The sequence below is a fragment of the uncultured Roseobacter sp. genome, from assembly GCF_947501835.1.
Classification (GTDB): domain Bacteria; phylum Pseudomonadota; class Alphaproteobacteria; order Rhodobacterales; family Rhodobacteraceae; genus Roseobacter.
Genome location: NZ_CANMXR010000007.1, coordinates 59,230 through 82,560 on the forward strand (window position 1 = coordinate 59,230; position 23,331 = coordinate 82,560).

The 23,331-nt window shown below is 59.3% G+C and carries 19 protein-coding genes; 6 read left to right on the forward strand and 13 right to left on the reverse strand.

Annotation, left to right across the window (positions count from 1 at the left end; translation table 11 throughout):
* Nucleotides 1-52 precede the first annotated feature (52 nt).
* A complete protein-coding gene (locus Q1A20_RS15170) occupies nucleotides 53-682 on the reverse strand; it encodes a LysE family translocator (RefSeq protein ID WP_299917413.1) in 630 nt (209 codons plus the stop codon).
* Between the two features lie 40 nt (nucleotides 683-722).
* Complete coding sequence (locus tag Q1A20_RS15175; protein ID WP_299917414.1) at nucleotides 723-1,757, reverse strand: LacI family DNA-binding transcriptional regulator; 1,035 nt, start codon at nucleotides 1,755-1,757, stop codon at nucleotides 723-725.
* 142 nt (nucleotides 1,758-1,899) lie between these two features.
* On the opposite strand from Q1A20_RS15175, the gene Q1A20_RS15180 reads away from it, so the two are divergent.
* Genes Q1A20_RS15180 through Q1A20_RS15190 form a run of 3 tightly spaced genes read left to right on the forward strand, consistent with a single transcriptional unit; the run spans nucleotide 1,900 to nucleotide 5,514 of the window.
* Nucleotides 1,900-3,429, forward strand: coding sequence for a sugar ABC transporter ATP-binding protein (locus Q1A20_RS15180; RefSeq protein ID WP_299917415.1), 1,530 nt, complete (start codon nucleotides 1,900-1,902; stop codon nucleotides 3,427-3,429).
* The gene (locus Q1A20_RS15185) at nucleotides 3,416-4,438 is read left to right on the forward strand and encodes an ABC transporter permease (protein ID WP_298970583.1); all 1,023 of its coding nucleotides are present in this window, start codon (nucleotides 3,416-3,418) and stop codon (nucleotides 4,436-4,438) included. Before Q1A20_RS15180 ends, Q1A20_RS15185 begins: the two co-directional genes overlap by 14 nt.
* A gap of 26 nt (nucleotides 4,439-4,464) precedes the next feature.
* Nucleotides 4,465-5,514 carry a substrate-binding domain-containing protein gene (locus Q1A20_RS15190; protein ID WP_299405741.1) on the forward strand — a complete coding sequence of 350 codons (1,050 nt, stop codon included), beginning with the start codon at nucleotides 4,465-4,467 and terminating at the stop codon, nucleotides 5,512-5,514.
* Between the two features lie 236 nt (nucleotides 5,515-5,750).
* Here Q1A20_RS15190 and Q1A20_RS15195 read toward each other — a convergent pair whose 3' ends face one another.
* Nucleotides 5,751-8,312: a methyl-accepting chemotaxis protein gene (locus Q1A20_RS15195; protein ID WP_299917416.1), complete on the reverse strand. Its 2,562-nt coding sequence runs from the start codon at nucleotides 8,310-8,312 to the stop codon at nucleotides 5,751-5,753.
* A 411-nt stretch (nucleotides 8,313-8,723) separates the two neighbouring features.
* On the opposite strand from Q1A20_RS15195, the gene Q1A20_RS15200 reads away from it, so the two are divergent.
* Both Q1A20_RS15200 and Q1A20_RS15205 read left to right on the forward strand, forming a co-directional pair.
* Entirely contained in the window at nucleotides 8,724-10,148 is a 1,425-nt protein-coding gene (locus Q1A20_RS15200; RefSeq protein WP_299917417.1) for a DUF2235 domain-containing protein, read from the forward strand.
* A gap of 192 nt (nucleotides 10,149-10,340) precedes the next feature.
* Nucleotides 10,341-11,879, forward strand: coding sequence for an ankyrin repeat domain-containing protein (locus tag Q1A20_RS15205; RefSeq protein WP_299405733.1), 1,539 nt, complete (start codon nucleotides 10,341-10,343; stop codon nucleotides 11,877-11,879).
* A 67-nt stretch (nucleotides 11,880-11,946) separates the two neighbouring features.
* Here the strand turns inward: Q1A20_RS15205 and Q1A20_RS15210 are convergent, their stop codons facing one another.
* The 5 genes from Q1A20_RS15210 to Q1A20_RS15230 are packed head-to-tail and all read right to left on the reverse strand — an operon-like array spanning nucleotide 11,947 to nucleotide 16,756.
* Nucleotides 11,947-13,428 carry an aldehyde dehydrogenase gene (locus Q1A20_RS15210; protein WP_299405730.1) on the reverse strand — a complete coding sequence of 494 codons (1,482 nt, stop codon included), beginning with the start codon at nucleotides 13,426-13,428 and terminating at the stop codon, nucleotides 11,947-11,949.
* 15 nt (nucleotides 13,429-13,443) lie between these two features.
* Nucleotides 13,444-14,478, reverse strand: coding sequence for an LLM class flavin-dependent oxidoreductase (locus tag Q1A20_RS15215; RefSeq protein ID WP_299405728.1), 1,035 nt, complete (start codon nucleotides 14,476-14,478; stop codon nucleotides 13,444-13,446).
* Between the two features lie 4 nt (nucleotides 14,479-14,482).
* Complete coding sequence (locus tag Q1A20_RS15220; RefSeq protein WP_299406614.1) at nucleotides 14,483-15,382, reverse strand: flavin reductase family protein; 900 nt, start codon at nucleotides 15,380-15,382, stop codon at nucleotides 14,483-14,485.
* Nucleotides 15,383-15,384: 2 nt separating this feature from the next.
* Nucleotides 15,385-16,185, reverse strand: a complete 801-nt coding sequence (locus tag Q1A20_RS15225; RefSeq protein WP_299917418.1) for an alpha/beta hydrolase — start codon at nucleotides 16,183-16,185, stop codon at nucleotides 15,385-15,387.
* On the reverse strand, nucleotides 16,157-16,756 hold the full coding sequence (locus Q1A20_RS15230; protein WP_299917420.1) for an amino acid synthesis family protein: 600 nt from the start codon (nucleotides 16,754-16,756) through the stop codon (nucleotides 16,157-16,159). The genes Q1A20_RS15225 and Q1A20_RS15230 overlap by 29 nt, the downstream gene beginning before the upstream one ends.
* A gap of 105 nt (nucleotides 16,757-16,861) precedes the next feature.
* Between Q1A20_RS15230 and Q1A20_RS15235 the strand changes: the two genes are divergently transcribed.
* Entirely contained in the window at nucleotides 16,862-17,734 is an 873-nt protein-coding gene (locus Q1A20_RS15235; RefSeq protein ID WP_299917421.1) for a LysR substrate-binding domain-containing protein, read from the forward strand.
* On the opposite strand, the gene iolG is transcribed toward Q1A20_RS15235, so the two are convergent.
* From iolG to iolD, 5 genes are read right to left on the reverse strand one after another with little or no spacing between them, the layout of a single operon-like run.
* Nucleotides 17,735-18,724 carry an inositol 2-dehydrogenase gene (gene iolG, locus Q1A20_RS15240; RefSeq protein WP_299917422.1) on the reverse strand — a complete coding sequence of 330 codons (990 nt, stop codon included), beginning with the start codon at nucleotides 18,722-18,724 and terminating at the stop codon, nucleotides 17,735-17,737.
* A 1-nt stretch (nucleotide 18,725) separates the two neighbouring features.
* Nucleotides 18,726-19,556 carry a class II fructose-bisphosphate aldolase gene (locus Q1A20_RS15245; protein ID WP_299917423.1) on the reverse strand — a complete coding sequence of 277 codons (831 nt, stop codon included), beginning with the start codon at nucleotides 19,554-19,556 and terminating at the stop codon, nucleotides 18,726-18,728.
* Nucleotides 19,553-20,395: a 5-deoxy-glucuronate isomerase gene (locus Q1A20_RS15250; protein ID WP_298970606.1), complete on the reverse strand. Its 843-nt coding sequence runs from the start codon at nucleotides 20,393-20,395 to the stop codon at nucleotides 19,553-19,555. Before Q1A20_RS15250 ends, Q1A20_RS15245 begins: the two co-directional genes overlap by 4 nt.
* 11 nt (nucleotides 20,396-20,406) lie before the next feature.
* Nucleotides 20,407-21,384, reverse strand: a complete 978-nt coding sequence (iolC, locus tag Q1A20_RS15255; protein ID WP_298970607.1) for a 5-dehydro-2-deoxygluconokinase — start codon at nucleotides 21,382-21,384, stop codon at nucleotides 20,407-20,409.
* Nucleotides 21,384-23,252, reverse strand: coding sequence for a 3D-(3,5/4)-trihydroxycyclohexane-1,2-dione acylhydrolase (decyclizing) (gene iolD / locus Q1A20_RS15260; protein ID WP_299917426.1), 1,869 nt, complete (start codon nucleotides 23,250-23,252; stop codon nucleotides 21,384-21,386). Before iolD ends, iolC begins: the two co-directional genes overlap by 1 nt.
* Between the last annotated feature and the right edge of the window lie 79 nt (nucleotides 23,253-23,331).

Below are 23,331 nucleotides of genomic sequence, written 5' to 3' on the forward strand. Positions count from 1 at the left end.
GGGTCGCGCTTATGAGTCGCCCCCTTACTTTGGTCGCGGTCAAGCATCCGCTTCACCGCTGCGGCTGGAAATCCTTGGAGGCCAGTAACGCCGCCGCGGCAATCATCAGGCCGCCACACAGCTTGTTCACCAATCCTGAAGCAAAGCGTCTCAGCACCGTTGCCGACCGGATGCCGAGCCATCCCCAAAGCACTAAAATAGCGCCATCAATGACGATATAGGTGAGCCCGAGGATAAAGAGTTGTGGCAGTACCGCCAGCGTTGGGTCGATGAATTGGGGGAACAATGCGCCAAAGAAAACCACGGCAAATGGATTGGCCATCGAGGTCACAAACCCCTGTCGGTAAAGCCGCAACCGCGCAGGTGACGCATTGGCGCGGACATCGGAGGGCTGATCCTTTGATCGCATCAATTGCACCCCGATCCACACCAGATAGGCCACGCCGAGCCATTTGATCCAGATGAATGCGGTTGCTGATGTGGCGATGATCGCGGCCAGGCCAAAGGCGGCGCCGGTCATCTGCAGGCAGTTCGCGGTCAGGTCACCGGCGATGGTGTACAAGCTCTTTCGTAGCCCGTGTTGAATGCTGTTTGAAACGATCAACAGTTGGCTGGTGTCGGGTGGGGTGGCAAAGAACACCGCCACCGCCGCCAGATAGATCAGATAGGTTTCCATTGGCATGATGTCCGCCTCTCCTTGTCCGCGCGCCGACTGGGCTGCACTACAGGATGCTTTGTCGCACAGTGGCACCTGGGATCAAGTGAAAGCCGATGTCCTTGCAGGCAGGTACCGGTTCCCCGGAGAGCCGCGCGATCATCATTTCAGCGGCCGCGTGCCCGAGTTTCAGGTGGGACACATGCACGGAGGTCAGCCGACGTTTCAGCACGGACGCAACGGCCAGATCGCCCCAACCGACGATGCCAATATCGCTGGGCACATCCAGCCCGTTTTGCTCGCAATATTGCAAACCGCCAAAGGCCATCGAGTCGTTTTGGTAAAAGATGCACTCGACGTTGCGATCAGATGCCAGCAGCTGTTCTGTGCCGTAGAAACCGGGATAAAAGCTCGCAGTATCATGCAGACACAACTGTTTTGTGACTTTGCCGCCCCCGTCTTCAATCGATTTCGTAAACCCTTCAAGACGGGCCGTTGCCGCATTTGCAGTGTCGTGTGAGGTCCCAACAAAACCAACTGATTTGTAACCGCAACTGATCACGAACCTGCCCACATCAAAACCGCAATCAAAGTGGTTGATGCCCACGCTCATGTCGAGCGGGCTGGAATTCAGATCCCAGATTTCCACGACGGGAATGCCCGCGTTGCGCAGCATGTCATAGGACCGTGGCGAATGAGATCTGCCGGTCAGGATCAGCCCTGCGGGTTGCCAGGACAGCACGGTGCGGATCCATTTCTCCTCTTCTTCTGCGGCATGCTGCGTGAGGCCCAAAACGGTCTGATGACCAAATGCGCCCAGCTTTCGGTCAATGCCTTCGAGCACCTGGGCAAAGACCTCATTGCCCAGATCGGGGATCGACACGCCGATGAATGTCGAATTCTGATCTCCTGCGAAAACACTCGCCAGGCGATTGGGCAGATAGCCAAGTTGGTCCACTTTCGCCATGACCTTGGCTTCGGTTTTCTTGGAATATCCGCCTTCACCCCGCAACACACGGCTGGCCGTCATCTTTGAAACACCCGCCGCTTTGGCGACCTCAGAGAGGTTTATCTTACTGTTTTTATTCTGTTTATCGTCCATATCAGATGATTTTACGTTACCGGTAACTTTTCGCTTGACAGTTTTGGCCTTTGGCGATGACCATGGCACAACGTTACGGGTAACTCAACGGATGTGAGCATTTACGCGGACGTCGGCGCCAATGTGCGTTTCGGGAGGAAGAATGACAGACAACCTGCACCAGGGTCTCTTCTTTGATGGGATCGACAAGCACTTTGGCGGCACCTATGCGCTGAAGGATGTGTCGCTGTCTGTCGGACGCGGAGAGATCGTCGCCCTTTTGGGGGAAAACGGCGCGGGCAAGTCCACCTTGATCAAGGTTCTGGGGGGCATTCATCAACCGGATGCAGGCCGTGTCCTGATTGACGGAGATGCCTATCAGCACAGGCCCGCAGGGTTTGGCGAACGTCAGAAAGTTGCCTTCATCCACCAGGATCTGGGGCTGATTGAGTGGATGACGGTGGCGGAAAACATTGCCTTGGCTCTGGGGTATTCACGCCGCAGCGGGTTGATCCGCTGGCACGATGTCGAAGCCTTTGCCGTCGACGCGTTGAAAAGGGTCGATTGCGAATTTGATCCGACCACCCGTGTCGAAGACCTGACCCGCACGGAAAAATCGCTGGTGGCCATCGCCCGTGCGCTGGCGGTTGATAGCGAATTTCTGGTGCTTGATGAACCGACAGCGTCGTTGCCCGCCGATGAGGTCGAAAGACTGTTCAAAGCGCTGCGCCCCCTGCGCGAACGGGGCGTTGGCATGATCTATGTCAGCCACCGCCTGGATGAGATTTTTCGGATCGCGGACCGCGTCGCCGTGTTGCGCGATGGGATCATGGTTGGTGTCCGGCGCATCGAGCACACAACGCCGGAAGAGCTGGTCCAGAAGATTGTTGGCCGAAAGACACGCGCCACAATGAAGGCACAGGATGCGCCGGGTGATGAAATTCTGCATCTTCAGGACGTGACGGTCGGGGCGGTTGGTCCGCTTACAATCACGCTGAAGCACAATGAAATCATCGGTCTGGTCGGGTTGCGCGGGGCAGGCCACGAAGTGATTTCGCGGGCGCTCTTTGGGCTGACAGAGCATAGCGGTCAGGTACGCCTCTTGGGAGAGGTGCCCGATCTGAGCTCCCCGCAATCGGCGTTGCAATCCGGGATTGGGTTGGTGGCCAGGGACCGCACCGAGGAATCCGTGGCAATGAACCTGACAATTCGGGAGAATACCTTCCTCAACCCGGCGGCCATCGGGCGCGGATTGATGAACCTGCTGTCGGCGGGAAAAGAAGCAGATGATGCGGCAAAAATCGGCACGGACCTTGGCCTTTCCCCCAATGATCCGACGCTGGCGATCGAAGCGCTTTCCGGTGGTAATCAACAAAAAGTGGTTATCGGACGCTGGCTTGCGACGGAACGGAAACTGTTAATCTGCGAGGATCCGACCGCGGGTGTAGATGTGGGCGCGAAATCAGAGATTTACGCATTGCTCAACCGGGCGCTGGCCAAGGGGGTGGGCATTCTCATCGTGTCCACCGATTTCGAAGAGATCGCAACGATTTGCCACCGCGCCATCGTTTTCAGCCAGGGTAAACTGGTCGAAGAACTGACCGGCACTCGGCTGACCACGGAAAACCTTATTCAATCGGCATCAGCCGGCAATATCGCTTCGGAAAAGGAGCACCCGAATGCAATCGCTTGAATCCAGCGCGCTTGAGCCCACCCGCGCCGAAATGAAGGACCTCAGCCGGACCAAGCGGCTGCTGCGCCTGTTGCCGGTCTATGGTCTTGTGATCCTGACGGTGCTTCTCATCGTGCTCTTTTCCATCCTGCTGCCGAACACCTTCCCGACAATGCTGAACCTTCGGGCGATCATTTCGGACAAAGCCATCATTGCGCTGTTGTCGCTTGGGGCGATGATCCCGATGGCTGCGGGGCGGATTGACTTGACGGTCGGGTACGGCATCGTGTTGTGGCACATTCTGGCCATCAGCCTGCAGACCATGTTGGGCCTGCCCTGGCCGATTGCCGTTGCGGTCGTGCTGGTTCTTGGCGCAGTGGCTGGCTTTTTGAACGGATTGCTTGTTGAAGTCGCAAAGATCGACAGCTTCATCGCGACGCTCGGGACGGGCACAGTCCTTTATGCACTGGCACTTTGGCACACCGGGGGCCGCCAGATGGTCGGCGTTTTGCCGGACGGTTTTTATGCGCTCAACACCACTTTTGTCTTTGGACTGCCGATCACCGGATATTATTTGATCGCGATCACATTCGTGATGTGGGTGGTTTTGGAATACACGCCGGTTGGTCGCTATCTTTACGCCATCGGCGCCAATCAGCGCGCGGCACAGCTCAATGGCATCCCGACGCGTAAATACGTAATCGGGGCATTTGTGGCATCAGGCACAATGACGGCGCTTGCGGGTGTGCTCTTGGCGGCAAAACTGCGCATTGGTCAGGCGTCGGTTGGATTGGAATTCCTGTTGCCTGCACTTGTCGGCGCCTTTCTGGGCTCCACCACAATCAAACCCGGACGGGTGAACGTCTGGGGCACAATTGTCGGTGTTGCCATTCTGGCGGTCGGCATTTCCGGCATTCAACAATTTGGCGGGTCGTTCTGGGTCGAGCCGCTGTTCAACGGGGTGACCCTGCTCATTGCCATTGGCATTGCCGGATACGCGCAGCGGCGTAAGGGTGCTGCAAAACGTTGAAAAGATTTTAAAACTGGGAGGAAACCATGCAAAAAAGAACATTTCTGAACACACTACTTGCGAGTACCATGCTTGCAACACTGTCATTCCCCGCGCTGTCGGAAACGGCCTTCGACGGGCCAACCACTGGCCCGCAAGCGGCGGAGGGCAAGACCATTGTGGTGCTTGCGGGCGATCTGAAAAACGGCGGCATTCTTGGCGTCACAAATGGCGTTGAAGAGGCGGCGGGAAAGATTGGATGGGACGTGCGCGTGCTTGATGGCGCGGGCTCGGTTCAGGGGCGCACCGCCGCGATTGGTCAGGCGCTTGCATTGCAGCCTGATGGTATTGTGATCAATGGCTTCGATGCGGTTGAGCAACAGGCGGCCCTTGAGGGCGTTGTCGCGGCGAGCATCCCAATGGTGGCCTGGCATTCCGGACCCAAAATTGGCTGTGATGCGCCGGGTGGGATTTTCGCAAATGTATCCACCGATGCGATGACCGTGTCCGAAGTGGCCGCGAAATGGGCGATGGAAGATGGCGGCGATGGCGTCGGGGCGGTGATTTTCACCGATTCAACCTATCAGATCGCCATCGATAAAGCGGATCGTATCAAGGAGACCATCGAGGCGATGGGGGGCACGGTACTGGAATATGTCGACACACCGATTGCGGATACGTCGACACGCATGGGCCCCCTGACAACCAGCCTCTTGCAAAAACATGGTGCAAGTTGGACGCATGCTTTGGCCATCAATGACCTCTATTTTGACTTCATGGGTCCGGCTCTTGCCGCCGCGGGTATCCCGGGCGATGGATCGCCGAAAGCCGGGTCCGCGGGCGATGGGTCCGAGGCAGCCTTCCAACGTATTCGCGGTGGCCAGTATCAGACCATCACAGTTGCCGAACCTTTGAATTTGCAGGGGTGGCAGCTGGTAGATGAATTGAACCGGGCCATTCAAAATGAGCCATGTTCCGGCTACGTCACTTCGCCGGCTTTGGTAACGGAAGAGGGGTTGGCAAAACTGGGCGACAGCAACTCATTTGATCCCGACAGCCCATATCGTGATGCTTATTCAAAAATCTGGGGAAAGTAATTTCCTATAACGACAGGCCGGGAAACCGGCCTGTCAATTCGGTGCGGCCTACCTCGCCTTTGCCAACTTATCCCACCGCTGAGGCCTAGCCTGTTTTGGCAACGAAGCGGAGCCTGTCGAGCATCTGTAGACCAAGCCAGACACTTCTGCGAAGGCATCTCTTGCAATCGGTGCATTGATATTTGGCGACAAGCGGTTGAGGTCACAACCATACCTATTTTAGAAAAAGCGGCGGATCAGAATTCATCCCAACCATCAAAATCTTCGGCGCCAACCGCTTTTTGAACCTGGGGCTTTGATTTCTCGGGAACCGCCATTTTCGGCTCTTCCCGCATCGCGACAATGTTTTTAACACCCGCTACCTGAAACCGTGTTGTCGCCGCGCGAAGCTCCTGCGCTTCTTTTGCAAGCACATGGCTCGACGCAGTGACCTCTTCAAAAGCAGCCGCCTGTTTCTGCGTATTGCCATCGATTTGTGTCACTGCGGAATTTATCTCATTGATGCCAGCTGCTTGCTCCGAAATAGCCGTCTTCACAACATCGACGCTCTCGGAAATATTGATCACTGTTTTCGCGATATCCTCCAGCGAGTCTTTTGCGCTGGCGACATTGACCACGCCTTCGGCAACGGCGGCATCACTTTGTGTTATCACATCCGCGATCTCCTTCGCGGCATCGCTGGACCTTTGCGCGAGTTGGCGCACTTCAGAGGCCACAACCGAGAATCCACGGCCTGCTTCGCCGGCGCGCGCAGCCTCGACCCCGGCGTTGAGCGCCAGCAAATTGATCTGAAATGCGATGTCATTGATCACGCTGATCACGCGTGCGATCTCTTTGGAACCTTCTGCGATGCGGTCCATGGATGTGGCGGCCTCCGCCGCGATGCGCTCGCTTGAGGAAGCGGTGTTTCTCGCTTCCTTCGCATTGGTGCTGACGTCTGCGATATTGCCGTTGACCTGTTTGATGCTCGCAGACAGCTGCTCCAGTGCGGCGGAGGTCTCTTCAATCGAAGCGGCATTTTGCTCGGCCTGATGTGACAAGGCGTCTGCTGTCTGTTGCAGCTCGTTGGATGAGCTTGTCAGTGTCACGCCGCTTTCGGAAATCTCGCCGACAAGAGAGGTCAGCGAGTCGATCATTTCATTCACATTGCGCTGCAGCTCAGCAAAGGCGCCATGGAATTCTCCTTCCATCCGTTCGGTCAGATTGCCCGTCGCAACCCGGCCCAGGAGCGCGCCGGTTTGGGCAAGCCCATTATCAACGGTTTCCATGAGCAGATTGATGTTTTTTGCCAATTCGATCAGGGTTTCGTCGTTGAAATCGGAAGCGACACGGCTCGAAAATCTGCCCGCAAGCGCGTCATCGACCACCTGGCCGAAGGAACTGCCGAGACTGCGCATCATCTCATCGCGCTCCGCAGCAGCAGCGCGATCCGCTTCTTCTTTTTCGCGGGCCAGCTCGATCTCGCGCTCCGCGGCTTTTTCGCGCTCAGCACTCAACTCAGCCATCTTTTCGTTTGCGGCTTGCTGCTGCTCATTCATTTTTTCCATTTGAAGAGCGTTCTGGCGGAAGACTTCTGTTGCGCGCGCCAATTCGCCAACTTCATCGCCGCGATCCGTTTCCGGCACCTTCGTCGAGAGATTGCCATTGGCGACCTCGTTCACGCAGGCGGTCAGCTTTTGAACCGGCTTTGAGATGCTGCGGGAAAAGAAGATGGAGATGACCAAAACGACCAAAAATATCACCGCGGCCATAAGGGCTGCCAGCTTCAGGAACCAATTCATGTCCGAGAAAAGCTCAGCCGTATCCTGCTGCACGACCGAAACCCAACGGGTGCCGTTGAACTCAATCGGGGCATAGTATCCCATCACCTGACCGCCCGTGTGCCCCACGGATTGGAACAGGCCGGAACCGCCTTCCAGACCATCGGTGATCGCTTCGTGCTCGACAGATGTGACCAGGATATCGATCACTTCGGATTGTATGGAATCCGTCCGCATGAGACCATCGTCGCCCACGATGAAACCGTCCGCGGTTGATCCCAGGCCCTCCAGCGCACCGGCGGTTGCGTTGAGTTGACCGATCGGCATTTGATACGCCAAAACGCCCAGCAAAGTACCCTGCTCATTGAAGACGGGCCGCGCAATGAAAGCGGCGGGCGTGTCATTGCTCGGACCATATGGCGAGAAATCCACGAATACAGATGGATCTGTGGGACCGATCTCCATTGCCCCACGATAGGCTTGCGCAAGCCCGGAATCGCGCCACTCACCCGTCAGCATATTTGTGGCGAAGTCACTCTCCTTGAACACGCTGTAGACAAGATTGCCTTCGGTATCGAAGAGAAAGATGTCGTAGTACTCCATCTCATTTTGCAACTGATCGAATGTCGGATGGTAGATTGCGTGGATGAAACCATAACTGGAACCCGTGTCCGCCTTGACCAATTGATCCTTTTGCTCCGGCGCGTGTTCATTTTCCGTGATGTAAACCCGTTGGAGGGTTTCTTGCGCGTTCTCCAGTGAATCGTATCCGTCCGCGAGGGCAATCAGCGCTTGGCTGGTGGCCGGCATGCCCGCGCGCAGCCGGATGTCGCGATCAATATTCTGCATCAGCGTATTAACACGACTGGCCTTGATCAGGGCGATGCTTTCGAGCGTTTCAACGGCATTTTTTGACAGGATGTTCCGGGTCACGGATGCGTTTGCGATTGCCATCACCAGGATCGTAATGGCGACCAGCAAGGTCATTATGACAGGTAGCTTGACCCCCAGTTTCATGCCATCGAACGTCTTTTTCATGGTGATATTCCTTAAAACTGGTCAGAAATACCGGGCGAAGTTCGGGGTATTTTCTGCGGACTTGGCGACCCTTCGGTGCGGATTTGATCTCCGTCGGGCTATCACCGACGCGTTACCAAACTCTGAAAGCCCATCTGCGCTGAAACAGGAACTTCCTACAATCTTCGTGATTGCGACATGCACTGTATGCAAACCTAGCAAGCCTCGCCGTTATCCTTGCTGCCCTCAAGTGATGAAAGACAGGGCTTCAGTTCGCGCCCGCAGGACAAATCCCTGAATGCCCTGAGAAGCTGTAGATGTGCGTAAAAGCACCTATGGTGCTGGCTGCGCGCCGTTCGTAAAAAATTGTTCGTTTGACCCCGACACGCTCTGCGTGAATAGTCACCTTATTTAGTCCTCTTTGAGACCATGATGCCAAAAAATATCCTTATTTTCTCAGATGGTACGGGGCAGGTGGGGGGGCTTCGCCCGGATCAGCGCCTGTCCAATATTTACAAGATGTACCGCGCCATGCGCCCGGGGCCGTCCTCCGCGATCAGCCCATTTGAACAGGTCTGTTACTACGATCCCGGGCTTGGTGCGGGCGAGGTCGGGCGGTTCACTGTCGAACGGATGCGTAATGTCATATCCGCTGCCATCGGGACGGGTATCGATGAAAACGTGATCGATTGCTATGAGAAGATCATCTCCTATTACGAACCGGGCGATAAAGTGCTGCTCTTTGGCTTTTCGCGGGGAGCCTATACGGTACGGGCGGTCGCCAATGTGATGAACCTCTGCGGTATCCCGACGCAAATGCCCGATGGATCGCCGGTCCCGCGCCATGGGCCAAGGTTGCGCAAGATCGCCAGCGATGCGGTGAACTATGTCTACAATCACGGCAACGGATATGCGCGTGGGCAGGAGCCTTACTACACCCGTCGCGAGGAACTGGGGCGCAGGTTTCGTCGCAAATACAGCAGTTTCGTGCCGGATGCCGAGCACGACGTCCAGGGCAATGTGCAGCCTCATTTCATCGGGGTTTTTGATACCGTGGCCGCCCTGGGGAACGGCGTGGTGTTATTTGTGGCTCTGGCGGCTATTGCCGCTTTGGCGGTGTCGCTGGTCTTGATGATATTGACGTCGGTTCATTGGGCGTGGTGCAGCCTGCTGGCGATCGTTTTGGGCGTGATCCTGTTTCAATATGCCAAACTGCGCTGGTCGCAGTTCAAGTATTTCTCGCCGGATGAGGACAATCCGCTCAAAGTGACCAACATTCGCGATTGGCCCTCGATCTGGAAATACGGGCACCACGCGGTCTGGAACCGCAAAAACTACGATAAATGGCTTGATTCAGATGTGCAGCATGCCCGCCATGCCTTGGCGATTGATGAGCATCGCCGGGATTTCCCGCGGGTGAAATGGGCCATGCGGGCGGAGGCGCAAAAGACTGCGGGTCGCACGCCCGCGTGGTTGAAGCAGGTCTGGTTCCCGGGGTGTCACAGCGATGTTGGCGGCAGCTATCCGGAGCCGGAATCGCGGCTGAGCGACATCGCGCTGCACTGGATGCTGGAGGAGTTGAAAGACTGTGTGCCGGATGTGCAGATCAATGAAGATAAGCTTTTTGTCACGCCTGATCCGCTGGGTATGCAGCATGATGAAACCTATATGATCGAGATCGGACCTTTCAAAAAGAAATGGGTCGCACAGCCCCGGGTCGTGGATGGTTTCTTTCCGCTGCATCCCTCGGTGGCAGAGCGTTTGAAGGCAGAGCAGGTGTCGCATTCGGGGGAGATGAAGCCCTACCGACCGCAACAACTCAAAGAGCATCCTCAGGCCAAGGCCTATTATGAATGACAGGCGCGGTACCCCGGCGTCGCCCTATGGCCAAGCCAGCTGAAAACCGCTAATCTGGCCCCGCCGCAAGGGGCGGCATCCAGGTTCGCGGAAAGCAGTCATCAGCGCCCCTCACACAGTCGATGAAAACCTCTTTTGGTATTTCTCTTGCCCGGATCAGCGAACCGGCGGGCACGCATTGGAGGAAACCAAATGAAGTCTCTTGATCAACTGCGCCGCGACGCCAAGACATTGCGCAAAGCGCATCAAGCGGGCGATATCCACGCCCGGCAACGCATCGCCAACCATCCGCCCCGATCCGACGATACCACTCTGAAGCACGCAGACTACCTGCATGTGATCGCGCGGGAAAATTCCTTTGTCAGCTGGCCGGTTCTCAAGGCCGCTGTGGAAGTGGACGGTCTGGATCTGGCCGCGCGGCGACAGCGGCTCAGGATCGCAGTTTTCAATGGTCAGGCGCATGTGGCGGCGCGGATACTGGCGCAGGACCCGGATCCGGCTGCGGGGGATCTTGCACTGGAAATCGCGCTTTATCGAAAGGACGCCGTGTTTCGCGTGCTGGATGCTGACCCGGAGGCCGCGACACGTGTCCTCAACGGGCGCGCGCCGATCTGTCATCTGGCCTTCTCCAAAGCCATCCATATGACCGCCAGCTCAGAAGCCGATATGCTCGCCATCGCCGACCGGCTTGTGGCCTTGGGCGCGGATGTCAACGCCGCCATCCCCGTGGCGCCGGACAATGACCACCCGCTGTCAGCGCTTTACGGTGCCATCGGTCACGCCAACAACATGCCGTTGGCAAAGTGGTTGCTGGAGCAGGGTGCGAACCCCAACGACGGTGAATCGCTCTATCACGCAACAGAACTGGGTCACCCTGAAGCGCTGAAGATGTTGCTGGAGCACGGCGCTGATCCGAAAGGCACCAATGCGCTGTTGCGGGCGATGGATTTCAACGATCACAAAGCGGTTGAAATGCTGCTGGCTGCCGGGGCGCGGGCGGATGACTTTGACGGGACCCATGTCGGAGGAGAAGCGCCCTGGGTTGTGCCTGCCCTGCATCAGGCGGCGCGGCGGATGTCCGATGCGCGGATGATCAACATTCTGCTGGACGCAGGCGCCGACCCGACCCGCGTTTTTGAAGGGAATACGGCCTATAGCTACGCGCGCGTGTTCGGCAACACGACCCTGGCGGAGGCCATTGAGGCGCGTGGCCATACCCCTGACCTGACCGACGCTGAGCGGCTTCTGGCGAGGGCTGCGGATGGCGAAGATACCGGCGCTGCGCAGGTCGATCCGGAGGCGCTGCCGACAGCCTATCGCACGATCATCCGCACCATCCTGCATTTACCGGGAAAGCTTGATCACATCCGGCGGCTGGTCGCATTGGGGGTCGAATTCGACGTGCCGGACACCGAAGAGCTGACACCGGTGCAAGTGGCCGGTTGGGAGGGTCTGCCCGATGTGATGGCCTATCTGCTGAGCCTGGGGCCTGATCTGATGCATCAGAACGGCTATGGCGGCAGCCTGCTGTCAACCATCCTGCACGGGTCGGAAAATGCGCCAGGTGCAGAGACACGCGATCATGCCGGATGTCTACTGCTGGCCCTGGAGGCGGGCGTTCCGGTGCCAAGACGCGCGCCCGATCTGGCAGGTGTGCCGGAACTCGCCGACATCCTGGCCGATTGGTGCGAGGCCCATCCAGAGCAGGTCATTGAGGGCGGCGCGATTTAACACACACTTTGGCGCGCGGATCAGCACCTTTAGCGACCCCGCGCGCCATACCTTGCAATGGAAAGGGTCAGCGCATCACAAAGGGGTTCGCCATGGGCGCATCGGAAATGTTGATCCAGGTCGTTTTGGTCCGCGTGTAGTCCAGTATCGCTTCTTTACCGGCCTCTCTGCCGTATCCGGACTGGTTGAAGCCGCCAAAGGGCGCGATGGGCGAAATGGCACGATAGGTGTTCACCCAGGTGATGCCGGACCGGATGCGTTTTGACACGCGATGCGCGCGCGCCACGTTTTGGGTGAAAACTCCCGACCCCAGCCCAAAATCGCTGTCGTTGGCCAAAGCAATTGCTTCCTCTTCGGTGTCAAAGACCAGCAGGGACATCACCGGCCCGAACATCTCCACTTTCAGCGTCGCCACCTCCGGTGTGTTGCACAAGACAAGCGTGGGCTGGAAATAATGATCGCTCCCGGCATCGGCGGTGGCACCGCCGAAGACCACCCGGGCACCCTGCTGTTTTGCTCTCGCAAGCGTCTCCTCGATCCGGGTGATCTGTGACACCGTGCACAAGGGCCCCAGATGGGTCGCCGGATCATGCGGATCGCCCACCACCAGATCTTTGCACTTTTCTGCAATCGCCGCTGTCAGGGCCCCATAAACGGGTCGGTGCACAAGCCCGCGTGACCCCGCAACGCAGGATTGACCGGAGGCGCCGAAATTCCCCGCGATCAACCCATTGGCGGCTGAATCGATATCCGCATCGTCAAATACGATGATCGGAGATTTGCCGCCCAATTCCAGCGTTGTCACGGCGAAGTTCTCGGCCGAATTGCGCACGACATGACGGGCGGTCTCGGGCCCACCGGTAAAGGCAATCCGGTCCACATCCTTGTGGCGCGTCAGCGGAACGGCGCAATTTTCTGCGTCGCCCGTGATCACCGACACCACGCCCGCCGGAAATCCGGCCTCAGCAATCAGCCGGGCAAATTCGAACATCGGGGCAGGGGCCACTTCCGAGGCTTTGATCACCACGGAACACCCCGCCGCCAGCGCCGGGGCAAGTTTAGTGGCAGTCAGGAACATCTGTGCATTCCAGGGCACGATCGCGGCCACGACGCCAATGGGCAGCACTTGCGTGTAGGCATGCATATCCGGCTTGTCGATGGGCAGCACCGCCCCTTCGATCTTATCCGCAAGACCGGCGTAATAGCGATAATAGTCAGCGACATAGCCGGTTTGCGCCATCGTCTCGGTCGCGAGCTTGCCGCTGTCTGTGGTTTCGATCCGCCCCAGGTGTTCGGCGTTTTCTGAGATCAGATCAGCAAGGCGATAGAGCAGTTTACCGCGCGCGGTTTGTGTCATGTCCCGCCATTCGGGCGTGTCCAGAACGGCTTTTGCGGCATGGATGGCCTGATCCACATCCGCCGGTGCTGCGCAATCGAAGGTGGCCCAGGCCTTGCCGGTGGCCGGGTTAATCGTCTCCAAAACCTGTCCGCCCGATCCGGCTTGCCAGTCCCCGGCGATGAAAAGCTGATAATGCGGCATATCGCTCATGGTGGCTTCCGTCCTTCAGGTAAATGCTGGCATGACGTCGTTGATGAACCGGGCAAGAGAGGCGCGTTTTCGCTCTGCACTCATGCCGCTGTCGATCCAGAACGAAAACTCATCATAGCCCAGATCCTCGTAGCGTTTGATGCGGTCAATCACATCCCCGGCGGTGCCGATTGTCAAATCGCGCCGCATGTTCTCAGCGGCCATCATTTTGTTTGCGGCCATATCCGCCGCGCTCAATTCTTCCATCAAACCTTGCTCTACCGGGCATTTGTTCTGAAACCATGCGCCGAAGTAATTGTAAAACCGGCTGAGCTCTCGTGCGGCCAGATCCGCGTCCGCTGCATCCGAGGCGACATAGGTGTGGTGCAGCAGCATGATCTTGGGGCGTGGTCCGGCATAGGCCGCGCAAGCGGCCTCAAAAGTGCTCATCAGGTTTTCAATTTCGGCCTCACCCTGCCAAAGCGGCGTGACCTGAACGTTGAACCCGTTTTGCACGGCAAATTCATGGCTGTTGGGGTCTCGGGCGGCGACCCAGATCGGTGGCCCATCCTGCTGGACGGGTTTGGGGGCCGAGGTGGTGCTGGGAAAGCTGTAAAATGTGCCGTCATGCGTGCAATCCCCGGCCCAGAGCTGGCGCACAAGCGGCAGCGTCTCGCGCATGCGTTGACCGGCATCCCAGGCATCCAGCCCGGGCATCACCCGTTCGTATTCATAGGAGTAGGCCCCGCGTGCCGCGCCGATCTCCAACCGGCCCCCCGTGATCAGATCGGTCATCGCCGCCTCGCCGGCCAACCGGATCGGATGCCAGAACGGCACAATCACCGTGCCCGTGCCCAGTCGGACATTTTTGGTGTGATGCGCAAGATCGACCAGTGTGGTGAAGGGGTTGGGGGCAATGGTGAATTCCATCCCATGATGCTCGCCCGTCCAAATCGCCCGCATCCCGCCGTCATCCGCCATTTTGCAAAGCGCGATGAAATCGGAATAAAGCGCCTCATGGGACTGATCCGCCGTCAGCCGTTCCATATGTGCGAAGAGAGAAAATTCCATACCGCTACCTCTCGCTGGTGGGCAACACGTCGCCGTCATGCGCGTCGCCGATGTAAAACCCGAAATTCTGGGTGCTGTGTTCCTGCGCAAACCGTGTCAGCAACGCTTTCAGGGCCTCGTCCTGGACGTTGAGGTCGGGCAGGTTTTGGGTCGGGATCTTGGTCAGGCCGGGTTGCGGGCCTTTGGTCTGGCCGCGGAAAACGATGCGTCGGGCATGCGGGCCTTCGTCGTAGATGGCATAGACAACGTTGAGATTGAACCTAATCTTCGCGGCTTCCAGCCTGGCGGTGAGCGCCCGCAGGGGGCTGGTGCCCGCGGGCACGGATGCGGTGGGCAGATCCTGATCTGCCGTCAAATAGAGGTGCCGACCGTCGTCCAGCAACACGCTGGCGCGGGTGGATTGCACCGGCGGGGCCTGGGCCTCGCGTTCCCGGGTCTGTTCGAAATAGCCGTTTGGCCCGTAGCCAAGTCCGGGCAGGCAGGCATCATCGAAATCAATCACCTGCCCGATCAGCACCACATGATCACCCGCATCAAGGACGTGAAAGCTGTCACAGACAAACCCGGCAGCCCGGCCTGAGATCAGGGGAATGCCCGTTGCATGAGGCTGCCAATCACAGGTGCTGAACCGGTCCTCCTGTCGGGATGCAAAGAGGTTTGAGACATGCTGCTGCCCTTCGGCGAGGATGCTGACCCCGAACCGGTTGGCGTTTCGAAAGACCTCGAACGTGGACAGATGGTTGCCCGGGCAGACCAGAACCAGCGGCGGGTCAAGCGAGACGGAGGTAAAAGAATTGGCGGTGAACCCAACGGGCGCACCATCAACCCCCCGCGTCGTCACAACCGTGACACCTGTGACAAAGCGGCTGAACGCGGACCGCAGGGCTTTGGCGTCAGTGACCATGCTCACGGCGCGCTTGTTTTGAAGGTTGACAGGATCGCATCCACGGCGGCGTCAGGGTGCGTCATCGGCAGCATATGCGCGGCATCTTCAAGCACCACGCAGCGTCCCCGCGGGCAGCGTGCGGCCATCTCTTCCGACATCTCAGCCGTGGAATTTGGATCCTGCCCACCCGTCATGAAAAGCGTCGGACAGGTCAAGTTGCGCAGGTCATCATCAGAGGGGCCATCGTGATGTGCGAAAACAGAATATGCAGCCGCATAGCCTGCAGGGTCTGCGTCGCTCAGCCAGGCGCGGCACGCCTCAGCGGCCTGTTTCCCATCGCCCTGTGGGGCGTTTCCAAACCATCGCTCCAGGGTCGCGGTTGGATCGGGGGCGTCGGCCTTTTGCAAGGCCTTGGCGCGCGCCTGAACGGCCTGGGCTGCATCCGGTGATCGTCGATAAATGGCACTTATCGCTGCAACACCAGAGATTTGCCGAGGTTTTTTCGCGCCCAGTGCCAGCGCAATCATCGCCCCCATGGAATGCCCGGCAAGGCAGACGGGTTCCTGCAATGCGTCAATAAATGCGCCTGCGCGCGCCGTGTAATCCCCCAGATCGGTTTCGCCCGCGCGCGGCGAAAACCCATGGCCCGGCATATCCAGCGCGTAGACCGTGAAATGCCCCGCCAGCGCGGGCATCATGGCGGCCCAGGCTTCGGCGCGCAGGCCGACCCCGTGGATCAGGATAAGCGCCGGTCCGCTGCCTTGCGTCCAATAGGCCAGCCCGCCGGCGCCGTCAGACCGCGGCCGGGTTGTCCAGATCATGTCCCAAATCCTTCAGGTCTTGGTACCGGTCGCCGATGCGGTGATGCGGGCGACCATTCAGGGCCGCGCCCAAGGCGACCACGACCTCATCAGCACGCGGGGCATCCGCAATCGCGAACTGGATGGTCAGGTAATGTGACCGGCGCCCGGCGTCGTTCTTGTCCATCAGCGGGATCTGGATCGAGGCATTGGCCCCGCCACGGATGTTCGTGAAGGCCAGATAGGATTTTGCGCCGACAGCCTCGCGGAAATGATTTCCGAAGCGCAGGGTGTGGATCAGGCCGGAGGCGTGTTCTATCTCGCCATCCAGGCCCACAACAGCCGCCTTGCCAAAAGCCTCGATGCGGTCGCCGCCCCCCGCCATGTCGGTGATGCGTTGGGTCAGCACGGCGCCCAGTTCCGGCCCATAGGCCTGTACCTCGGGTTTGAGATCTTCGACGAACTTCCCGGCCCAGGGATTGGTGATCACCGCTGCCGCCGCGCACATGGACCAAGGATGCGCTGCCGGTTTGAACCCTTCGATCAGCACATCTTCCTGATAGGTCACGATTTTTCTAATTTCTGGTCGCATTCCGTCCACTCCACATTGCTCCTGAATTTATTGGCGTGAGCGGGCTGTGACAAACGATAGAAAATGATATGAATGCATTAGATTTACTAATGTGATGGAGTGCTCATGGCCAAATCCCTTCCCCCATTGACGTGGTTTCGGGCCTTTGAGGCCGCCGCGCGCCATCTGAGCTTTACCCTCGCGGCTGATGAATTGGGCTTCACCCAATCCGCCATCAGCCAACATGTGCGCGCTTTGGAGGAACGCCTGGGTAGCCCCTTGTTCATCCGTCGGCATCGGGCGCTGCAACTTACCGATGCCGGGCGGTTGCTGGTTCCGGATGTGGCCGCCGCCATGGCGCGGCTGGGGCAGGCAACGGAGCGGTTTTTGCCCGTCGTCTCCAAACCGAAACTGACAATTGCGACCAGCGCCAGCATTGCGCAATACTTGTTGGCCCCGAAACTGTCGGCGTTCGCCCAGCTGCACCCGGACATCGCGCTGCAGATTGTCACAACGGTCTGGCCCGATGATTTTACAGCCGTGAACTCCGATATCGAAATACGGTTCGGTGCGCAGGAGGTTGTTGGGCAAAACGCTGACCTGTTGGGGCCGACCTATCTGCATGCTGTTGCGGCACCGCAGTTGGCACGAGATCTGACCACGGCCACAATCTGGGAGCATCTGGCCCATCTGCCGCTGATCCAGCCGGTCGGGATTTCCGCGACCTGGTCAGCGATCAGTGCCACGCTGGTCCCGCTAGAGGCGCATTTCTACGTCGACACGCATGGGCTGGCGGTCGACATGGCGCTGAGCGGGGCAGGGGTCGCGCTGACTCATGCGCTGGTGACCCGGGAGGCCCTCGCAGACGGCCGGTTGATCGAAGTGCCACTGCCCCACATTCCCGCGCGGGAAGGGTATTACCTTGCCCGAAACCCCAGCCAGCATCCGAAGCTGCAAGACAGCCTCGCCAGTTGGATTTTCGCGCAAGCAGCTGCGTGATCACGCGAGGGTGACAGGGGTCTCCTCCGCATGGGACCGGGCGGCGGCATCTGCGAGCATCTGAGCGCGCAAACCATCCAAGATGCCAGGGGTCATGGCATCACCTGAGCCTGCGTTCTCTACGAAATGCGCCATCTCCGCGTGATAGGCCGCCTCGTAGCGCTCCAGAAAGAAATGCTGCGCGGGCGCTCTGCGAAATCCGGTTTCGGTGGCGACTTCGACCGTGGTTTCCAGCATGTTTTCGGCGCGCAACATCCCCTTTGCGCCATGCACCTCGATCCGTTGGTCATAGCCATAGGCTGCGCGGCGGGAATTGGAGATCTGGCAGATTTTGCCCGACGCGGTGGTCAGGGTGACCGCCGCCGTATCCACATCTCCCGCCGCCCCGATCTCCGGATCCACCAGCGCCGCGCCCACCGCGTAGACGGTGACCGGTTCTTCGCCCAGAAGAAAGCGCGCCATGTCCAGATCATGGATCATCATATCGCGAAAAATTCCGCCAGAGCTTTGGATGTAGCTCACCGGCGGCGGGGAGGGGTCGCGGGACAGGATCGTAACAATCTCGACCGCGCCAATCTCGCCCTGGGCAATCCGCGCCTGAAGGTTCGCAAAACTCGGGTCGAACCGCCGGTTGAACGCGGTCATGAATGGCACGCCCGCGCTTTCCACCGCCGACTGGCAGGTGCGGATGCGATCCGCGGACATATCCACGGGCTTTTCGCAGAAGATGGCTTTGCCCGCGCGGGCTGCGGCATGGATCAGATCGAAATGCGTATCGGTCGGCGTGCCGATGACAACCGCGTCGACGTCCTTGCTGTCAATCAGCGCATCAGGCGCCAGCACCTGCGCCCCGGTGCGGCTGGCCAGCGCCTGTGCAGGCTCGGCGAAGGCGTCCGCTACCGCCGTCACCACGGCGCCATCAATCCGGCTGATTGATCGTGCGTGCACCTGTCCGATCCGACCACAGCCCAACAGTCCGATTTTCAGCATGTCATGCCCCCTTGAACCCCTTCAGCACGCTGCGGGTGGCGGCGACGATGGGATCATGCGTGTCCCTGAGGATGCTCACGCGATCAAACCGGTCCGGGTCACTGTCCACGGCTGCGCGCAGGGCCGCCCCAAAGGCCATGCGCAACTCTGTCCCGATGTTGAATTTGCAGACGGCCGAGCCACGAGAGAGGGTGCGCCGCTGATCCATCGGCACACCGGAGCCACCATGGATGACCAGCGGGATGTTGGTGACCGCCTCAATTGCCCGAATGCGTGCCAGATCGAGACCGCCTGACTTGTCTTGCTGCAGATGCACATTGCCCACAGAAATGGCCATGGCATCGACGCCTGTTTCGCGTGCAAACTGCGCGGCTTCATCAGGATTGGTGCCTGCGGAGTTTTCGCCGCCCGCATAACCGACAAACCCGATCTCTCCCTCGCAGGACACCCCCGCGGCATGCGCCATATCGGCAATGGCTGCCGTGTCGGCGATGTTTTCCGCCAAAGGACTGCGCGAGCCGTCGTACATGACAGAGGTAAATCCGCTGTCGATGGCGATCCTGCACTCCTCAGCGGTATACCCGTGATCGAGGTGCGCTACGACCGGCACATGTGCTGCTTCCGCGAGATGCCGGAACATCTTGCCCAGGACCGGCAGCGGCGTGTGTTCGCGACACGACGGCCCCGCCTGCAGGATCACGGGCACATCTTCGGCCTCGGCTGCGGCCACATAGGCGCGCATGTCCTCCCAGCCGAGCGTGACCAGCCCGGCAACGGCATGGCCTTCTTTCAAGGCCGGTTGCAGCACCTCTGACAGGGTCGCCAGTGTCATTTGAACTTCGCCACCATGTCCATGATGCCGGGGATGGTGTGCAACTGTTCCGCGTGCGTGGGTTGGAAATATTGCTTCAGACTGCGCTGCGAGAGACCACCCAGAATGGTGAAGTAATACATTTCATACCCCGGCAGGACCGCGCAGGGGTGATAGCCCTTGTCGATCATGATCGTGGAACCATCGACAATGTGATAGGCATCGCCCGCCTTGTTCTCCTCACGCTGCAGCATCTGCACGCCGGAGCCGTAATTGGGCTTGAAACGGAAATTATAGGTCTCGTCGTGGCGGGTTTCTTCCGGCAGGCGGTCGGTATCATGTTTGTGCGACGGGAAGCCCGACCAGCCGCCTTGCCCCACGGTGTAAAGCTCGCTGACCAGCAGGCGACCCACCTTGTCATGGTGGCTGGCGCCGAGGATATGTTTGATCTTGCGGTGGGTCTTGGTGTCATCGGAGCCGTATTGCACCTTGTCCAGCCCGTCTGCGCGCACGTCGAACGGCTCCAGCACCTTGTCGTATTTCGCACCCGCAATGAATGTTTCGGTCGCCTCCGTCAGGCAGGTGATGCGCACTTTGGCGCCCACCGGCACATAGACCCCTTCAGGTTCGCCGTCCCAGACATCCACCGTGCGGTTGCCCAGTTTTGCAAACGCCGCCCCCTCGACATCCACATCCACGGTGCCGGTGGCCGGGACAATGCAGGTCTCATACCCCGGTACGGCATATTCAAAGACCTCGCCCTGCTTCAGCTTGACGATGTTGAAGTAGTTCAGCGGCACCAGATCGTGATCCGTGTCCACAATCGGTTTGTTCTGGTTGTCATAGGGCGCAATATGCATGGCGTTTCCTTTCAGCACTCTGTGGGGCCGGGATGCGCGGCCAGAAAATCCTCGAGCCCGTTTGTGTCGGGCATCGCGGGGGCGCAGCCCGGTCGGGCAACGACGATGGAGGCGCAGGCAGAGCCGCGCAGGACCGCCTCTTTCATCGGGCGGCCTTCAGACAGACCGGCCAGGAACCCGGCCATGAAACTGTCTCCGGCCCCGGTGGGTTTGACGGCCTCTACCGGGTAAATCCCGGTTCGGAATTCCGCGCCGTCGGCAAAGGTGATCGCGCCCTCATGACCCATCTTATAGACGACAATCGAGGCCGCGCCTTGAGCGAGATCACGTGCCTTGGCGAGACCCTTGCCGATATCACCCGCCATGAAACCGAACTCCTCGTCATTGCCGACAATCACATCCGAGAGCGCGCCTGCGCGGGACAAAACGTCTTCGGCAACCTCCGGCGAGGGCCAGCTATAGGGGCGGTAATCCACGTCAAAGATGATCGGCAAGCCGGCGGCACGCGCCAGGTCGAAAGCGCGAAAGGCCGCACTGCGCGAGGGCTCGGCAGCAAAGACGGTGCCTGCGGTAATCAGCGCGCCGAACTGGCTGTAGTCGACGGCTTCGACATCCGCGACGGTCATCTGAAAGTCGGCGGCGTTGTTGCGGTAGATGACGCTTTGATGGTCTTCGACACGCGTTTCATAGACCGCGAGCGAGGTGCGTTCCTCGCCGCGAATACGTGACACATAGGTGCGTTCGACGCCGTAGCGGTCCAACTGACCCTCGCAATACCACCCCACCGCATCATCGGAGACTGAGGTCACCAATGCCGCCTTGCACCCCAGCTTCACCAGCCCCGCGGCGATATTGGCGCTGCTGCCGCCCATGCCGACGACCATTGTCGTTGCATCCGGCGTTGATGTGCCGGGTGGATCGGGACACAGATCCATACCGACCCGCCCGACCACCAGAAAATTGCGCTCTGCGATGCCTTCCAGCGCCATCAGACGCCCTTCCGCTGCTTGGCTCGGCTGGCTTCCCAGTCTTCATGCGCCGCCGTGACCTTGGCGCTGGCGCTCACATGTGGCGTGCCGACTTCCCACCAGGTGTGACCTTCCGTCGTCCAGCCCTCATAGGCATCCACCTTCATCACGATCACATGGGTGCGGTCGCTGGCTTTGGCGCGCATGAACGCCTCGCCCAGTTCAGCAGGGTTTGAAACCGTCTCCGAGATCGCGCCCTGTGCTGCGGCATGGGCTTCGAAATCAACGCCAAAGGGTTCGGGGATGGTCGGACAATCGGCGATCAGGTTGTTGAAGCTTTCGTTCCCGGTGTTGTTTTGCAGCTTGTTGATCACCGCAAAGCCGCCATTGTCGAGTACTAGGATGATCAGCTTTTTCTGGCTCAGCACCGAGGAATAGATATCGGAATTCAACATCATGTAGGAGCCATCGCCGATAAAGACGATGGTGTCCTTGTCTGCTTCCCGCTCGACCTGCGCGATCCGCGCGCCCCAGGCGCCTGAGATCTCGTACCCCATGCAGGAAAATCCGAATTCTACGTCGACCGTGCCCAGCCTCAGTGTGCGCCAATTGGCGGTGACTTCCGCAGGCAGGCCCCCGGCGGCGGCGACCACCCGGTCGCGCGGATCACAAAGCGCATTCACCACCCCAATCGCCTGCGCGTAAGAATTGGGGCGGTTTCCGTAAGCCACGTTCTCCGCGACATAGGCGTTCCACTTGTGGCGCTCGGACTGCGCGAAATCCACCCATGTCGCAGGGGTTTGGTAGTCGAGCGCGCCCGCCAGCGCGGTGAGCGCCATCTTGGCGTCACCCACAACCGGCAGGGAGCGGTGTTTGCCCGCGTCGTGGCGCGCGGCGTTGACGGAAATGATCCGTGCGTCCTTGGCAAAGGCGGTCCAGGAGCCGGTGGTGAAATCCTGCAACCGCGTGCCCACCGCCAGGATCACATCTGCGGCCTCGGCAATGGCATTGGCGCTGTCGGAGCCGGTCACACCGATGGGGCCGATGTTCAGGGGGTGATCGTTCAGCAGGTTTGCCCGTCCGGCAATGGTTTCGACAACGGGGATCTGATGCGCCTCCGCAAAACCGGTGAGCTCCGTGGTTGCGCGGGCATATTGGACACCGCCGCCCGCGATGATCATTGGGCGCTCAGCAGCCCTTAGCAGTGCAATCGCATCGGCAACTTCAGCGGCATCCGGCGAAATGCGCCGAATGCGGTGAATTTTCTTCTCGAAAAACACCGTTGGATAGTCATAGGTCCACCCTTGTACATCCTGCGGCAGACCCAGAAACGCGGGCCCGCAATCGCCAGGGTCCAGCAGGGTGGCCAGTGCGGCGGGCAGCGACTGGATCACCTGCGCCGGATGGGTGATCCGATCCCAATAGCGGGACACGGGCTTGAACGCATCGTTCACACCGAACGTCGGATCGTCGAAGTTTTCCATCTGCTGCAACACCGGATCGGGCAGGCGGGTCAGAAACGTGTCGCCGCAAAGCATCAGCATCGGCAGCCGGTTGGCATGGGCCAGAGCCGCCGCTGTCAGCAGGTTTGATGTCCCGGGTCCGGCGCTCGCCGTGCAGAACATGAAACGCTGACGCAGCCATTGCTTGGTATAGCCGGCAGCGGCAAATCCCATGCTCTGTTCATTCTGTCCCCGGTAGAGCGGCAGGGCGTCCTGCACCCCGTACAGCGCTTCGCCAAGGCAGGTGACATTGCCATGGCCAAAAATGCCGAAACCGCCGCCACAGGCGCGCATTTCAGTGCCGTCAATCTCGATGAACTGATTGGAAAGCCAGCGAATAATAGCCTGCGCCGTGGTGAGCCGGATGGTGTCGGATATGGCTGTCATGGTCCCATGAACCCTTCAGGAAAATTCAGTGCGTTGCCGAATGCGACTTGCGGGATGTCGATTCCCACGATACTGATTT

What these genes read in the sequence shown, in the direction of transcription:
- Q1A20_RS15170 (WP_299917413.1), bottom strand. Translation starts at nt 682, where the DNA reads ATGCCAATGGAAACCTATCTGATCTATCTGGCGGCGGTGGCGGTGTTC.
- Q1A20_RS15175 (WP_299917414.1), bottom strand. Translation starts at nt 1,757, where the DNA reads ATGGACGATAAACAGAATAAAAACAGTAAGATAAACCTCTCTGAGGTC.
- Q1A20_RS15180 (WP_299917415.1), top strand. Translation starts at nt 1,900, where the DNA reads ATGACAGACAACCTGCACCAGGGTCTCTTCTTTGATGGGATCGACAAG.
- Q1A20_RS15185 (WP_298970583.1), top strand. Translation starts at nt 3,416, where the DNA reads ATGCAATCGCTTGAATCCAGCGCGCTTGAGCCCACCCGCGCCGAAATG.
- Q1A20_RS15190 (WP_299405741.1), top strand. Translation starts at nt 4,465, where the DNA reads ATGCAAAAAAGAACATTTCTGAACACACTACTTGCGAGTACCATGCTT.
- Q1A20_RS15195 (WP_299917416.1), bottom strand. Translation starts at nt 8,312, where the DNA reads ATGAAAAAGACGTTCGATGGCATGAAACTGGGGGTCAAGCTACCTGTC.
- Q1A20_RS15200 (WP_299917417.1), top strand. Translation starts at nt 8,724, where the DNA reads ATGCCAAAAAATATCCTTATTTTCTCAGATGGTACGGGGCAGGTGGGG.
- Q1A20_RS15205 (WP_299405733.1), top strand. Translation starts at nt 10,341, where the DNA reads ATGAAGTCTCTTGATCAACTGCGCCGCGACGCCAAGACATTGCGCAAA.
- Q1A20_RS15210 (WP_299405730.1), bottom strand. Translation starts at nt 13,428, where the DNA reads ATGAGCGATATGCCGCATTATCAGCTTTTCATCGCCGGGGACTGGCAA.
- Q1A20_RS15215 (WP_299405728.1), bottom strand. Translation starts at nt 14,478, where the DNA reads ATGGAATTTTCTCTCTTCGCACATATGGAACGGCTGACGGCGGATCAG.
- Q1A20_RS15220 (WP_299406614.1), bottom strand. Translation starts at nt 15,382, where the DNA reads ATGGTCACTGACGCCAAAGCCCTGCGGTCCGCGTTCAGCCGCTTTGTC.
- Q1A20_RS15225 (WP_299917418.1), bottom strand. Translation starts at nt 16,185, where the DNA reads ATGATCTGGACAACCCGGCCGCGGTCTGACGGCGCCGGCGGGCTGGCC.
- Q1A20_RS15230 (WP_299917420.1), bottom strand. Translation starts at nt 16,756, where the DNA reads ATGCGACCAGAAATTAGAAAAATCGTGACCTATCAGGAAGATGTGCTG.
- Q1A20_RS15235 (WP_299917421.1), top strand. Translation starts at nt 16,862, where the DNA reads ATGGCCAAATCCCTTCCCCCATTGACGTGGTTTCGGGCCTTTGAGGCC.
- iolG (WP_299917422.1), bottom strand. Translation starts at nt 18,724, where the DNA reads ATGCTGAAAATCGGACTGTTGGGCTGTGGTCGGATCGGACAGGTGCAC.
- Q1A20_RS15245 (WP_299917423.1), bottom strand. Translation starts at nt 19,556, where the DNA reads ATGACACTGGCGACCCTGTCAGAGGTGCTGCAACCGGCCTTGAAAGAA.
- Q1A20_RS15250 (WP_298970606.1), bottom strand. Translation starts at nt 20,395, where the DNA reads ATGCATATTGCGCCCTATGACAACCAGAACAAACCGATTGTGGACACG.
- iolC (WP_298970607.1), bottom strand. Translation starts at nt 21,384, where the DNA reads ATGGCGCTGGAAGGCATCGCAGAGCGCAATTTTCTGGTGGTCGGGCGG.
- iolD (WP_299917426.1), bottom strand. Translation starts at nt 23,252, where the DNA reads ATGACAGCCATATCCGACACCATCCGGCTCACCACGGCGCAGGCTATT.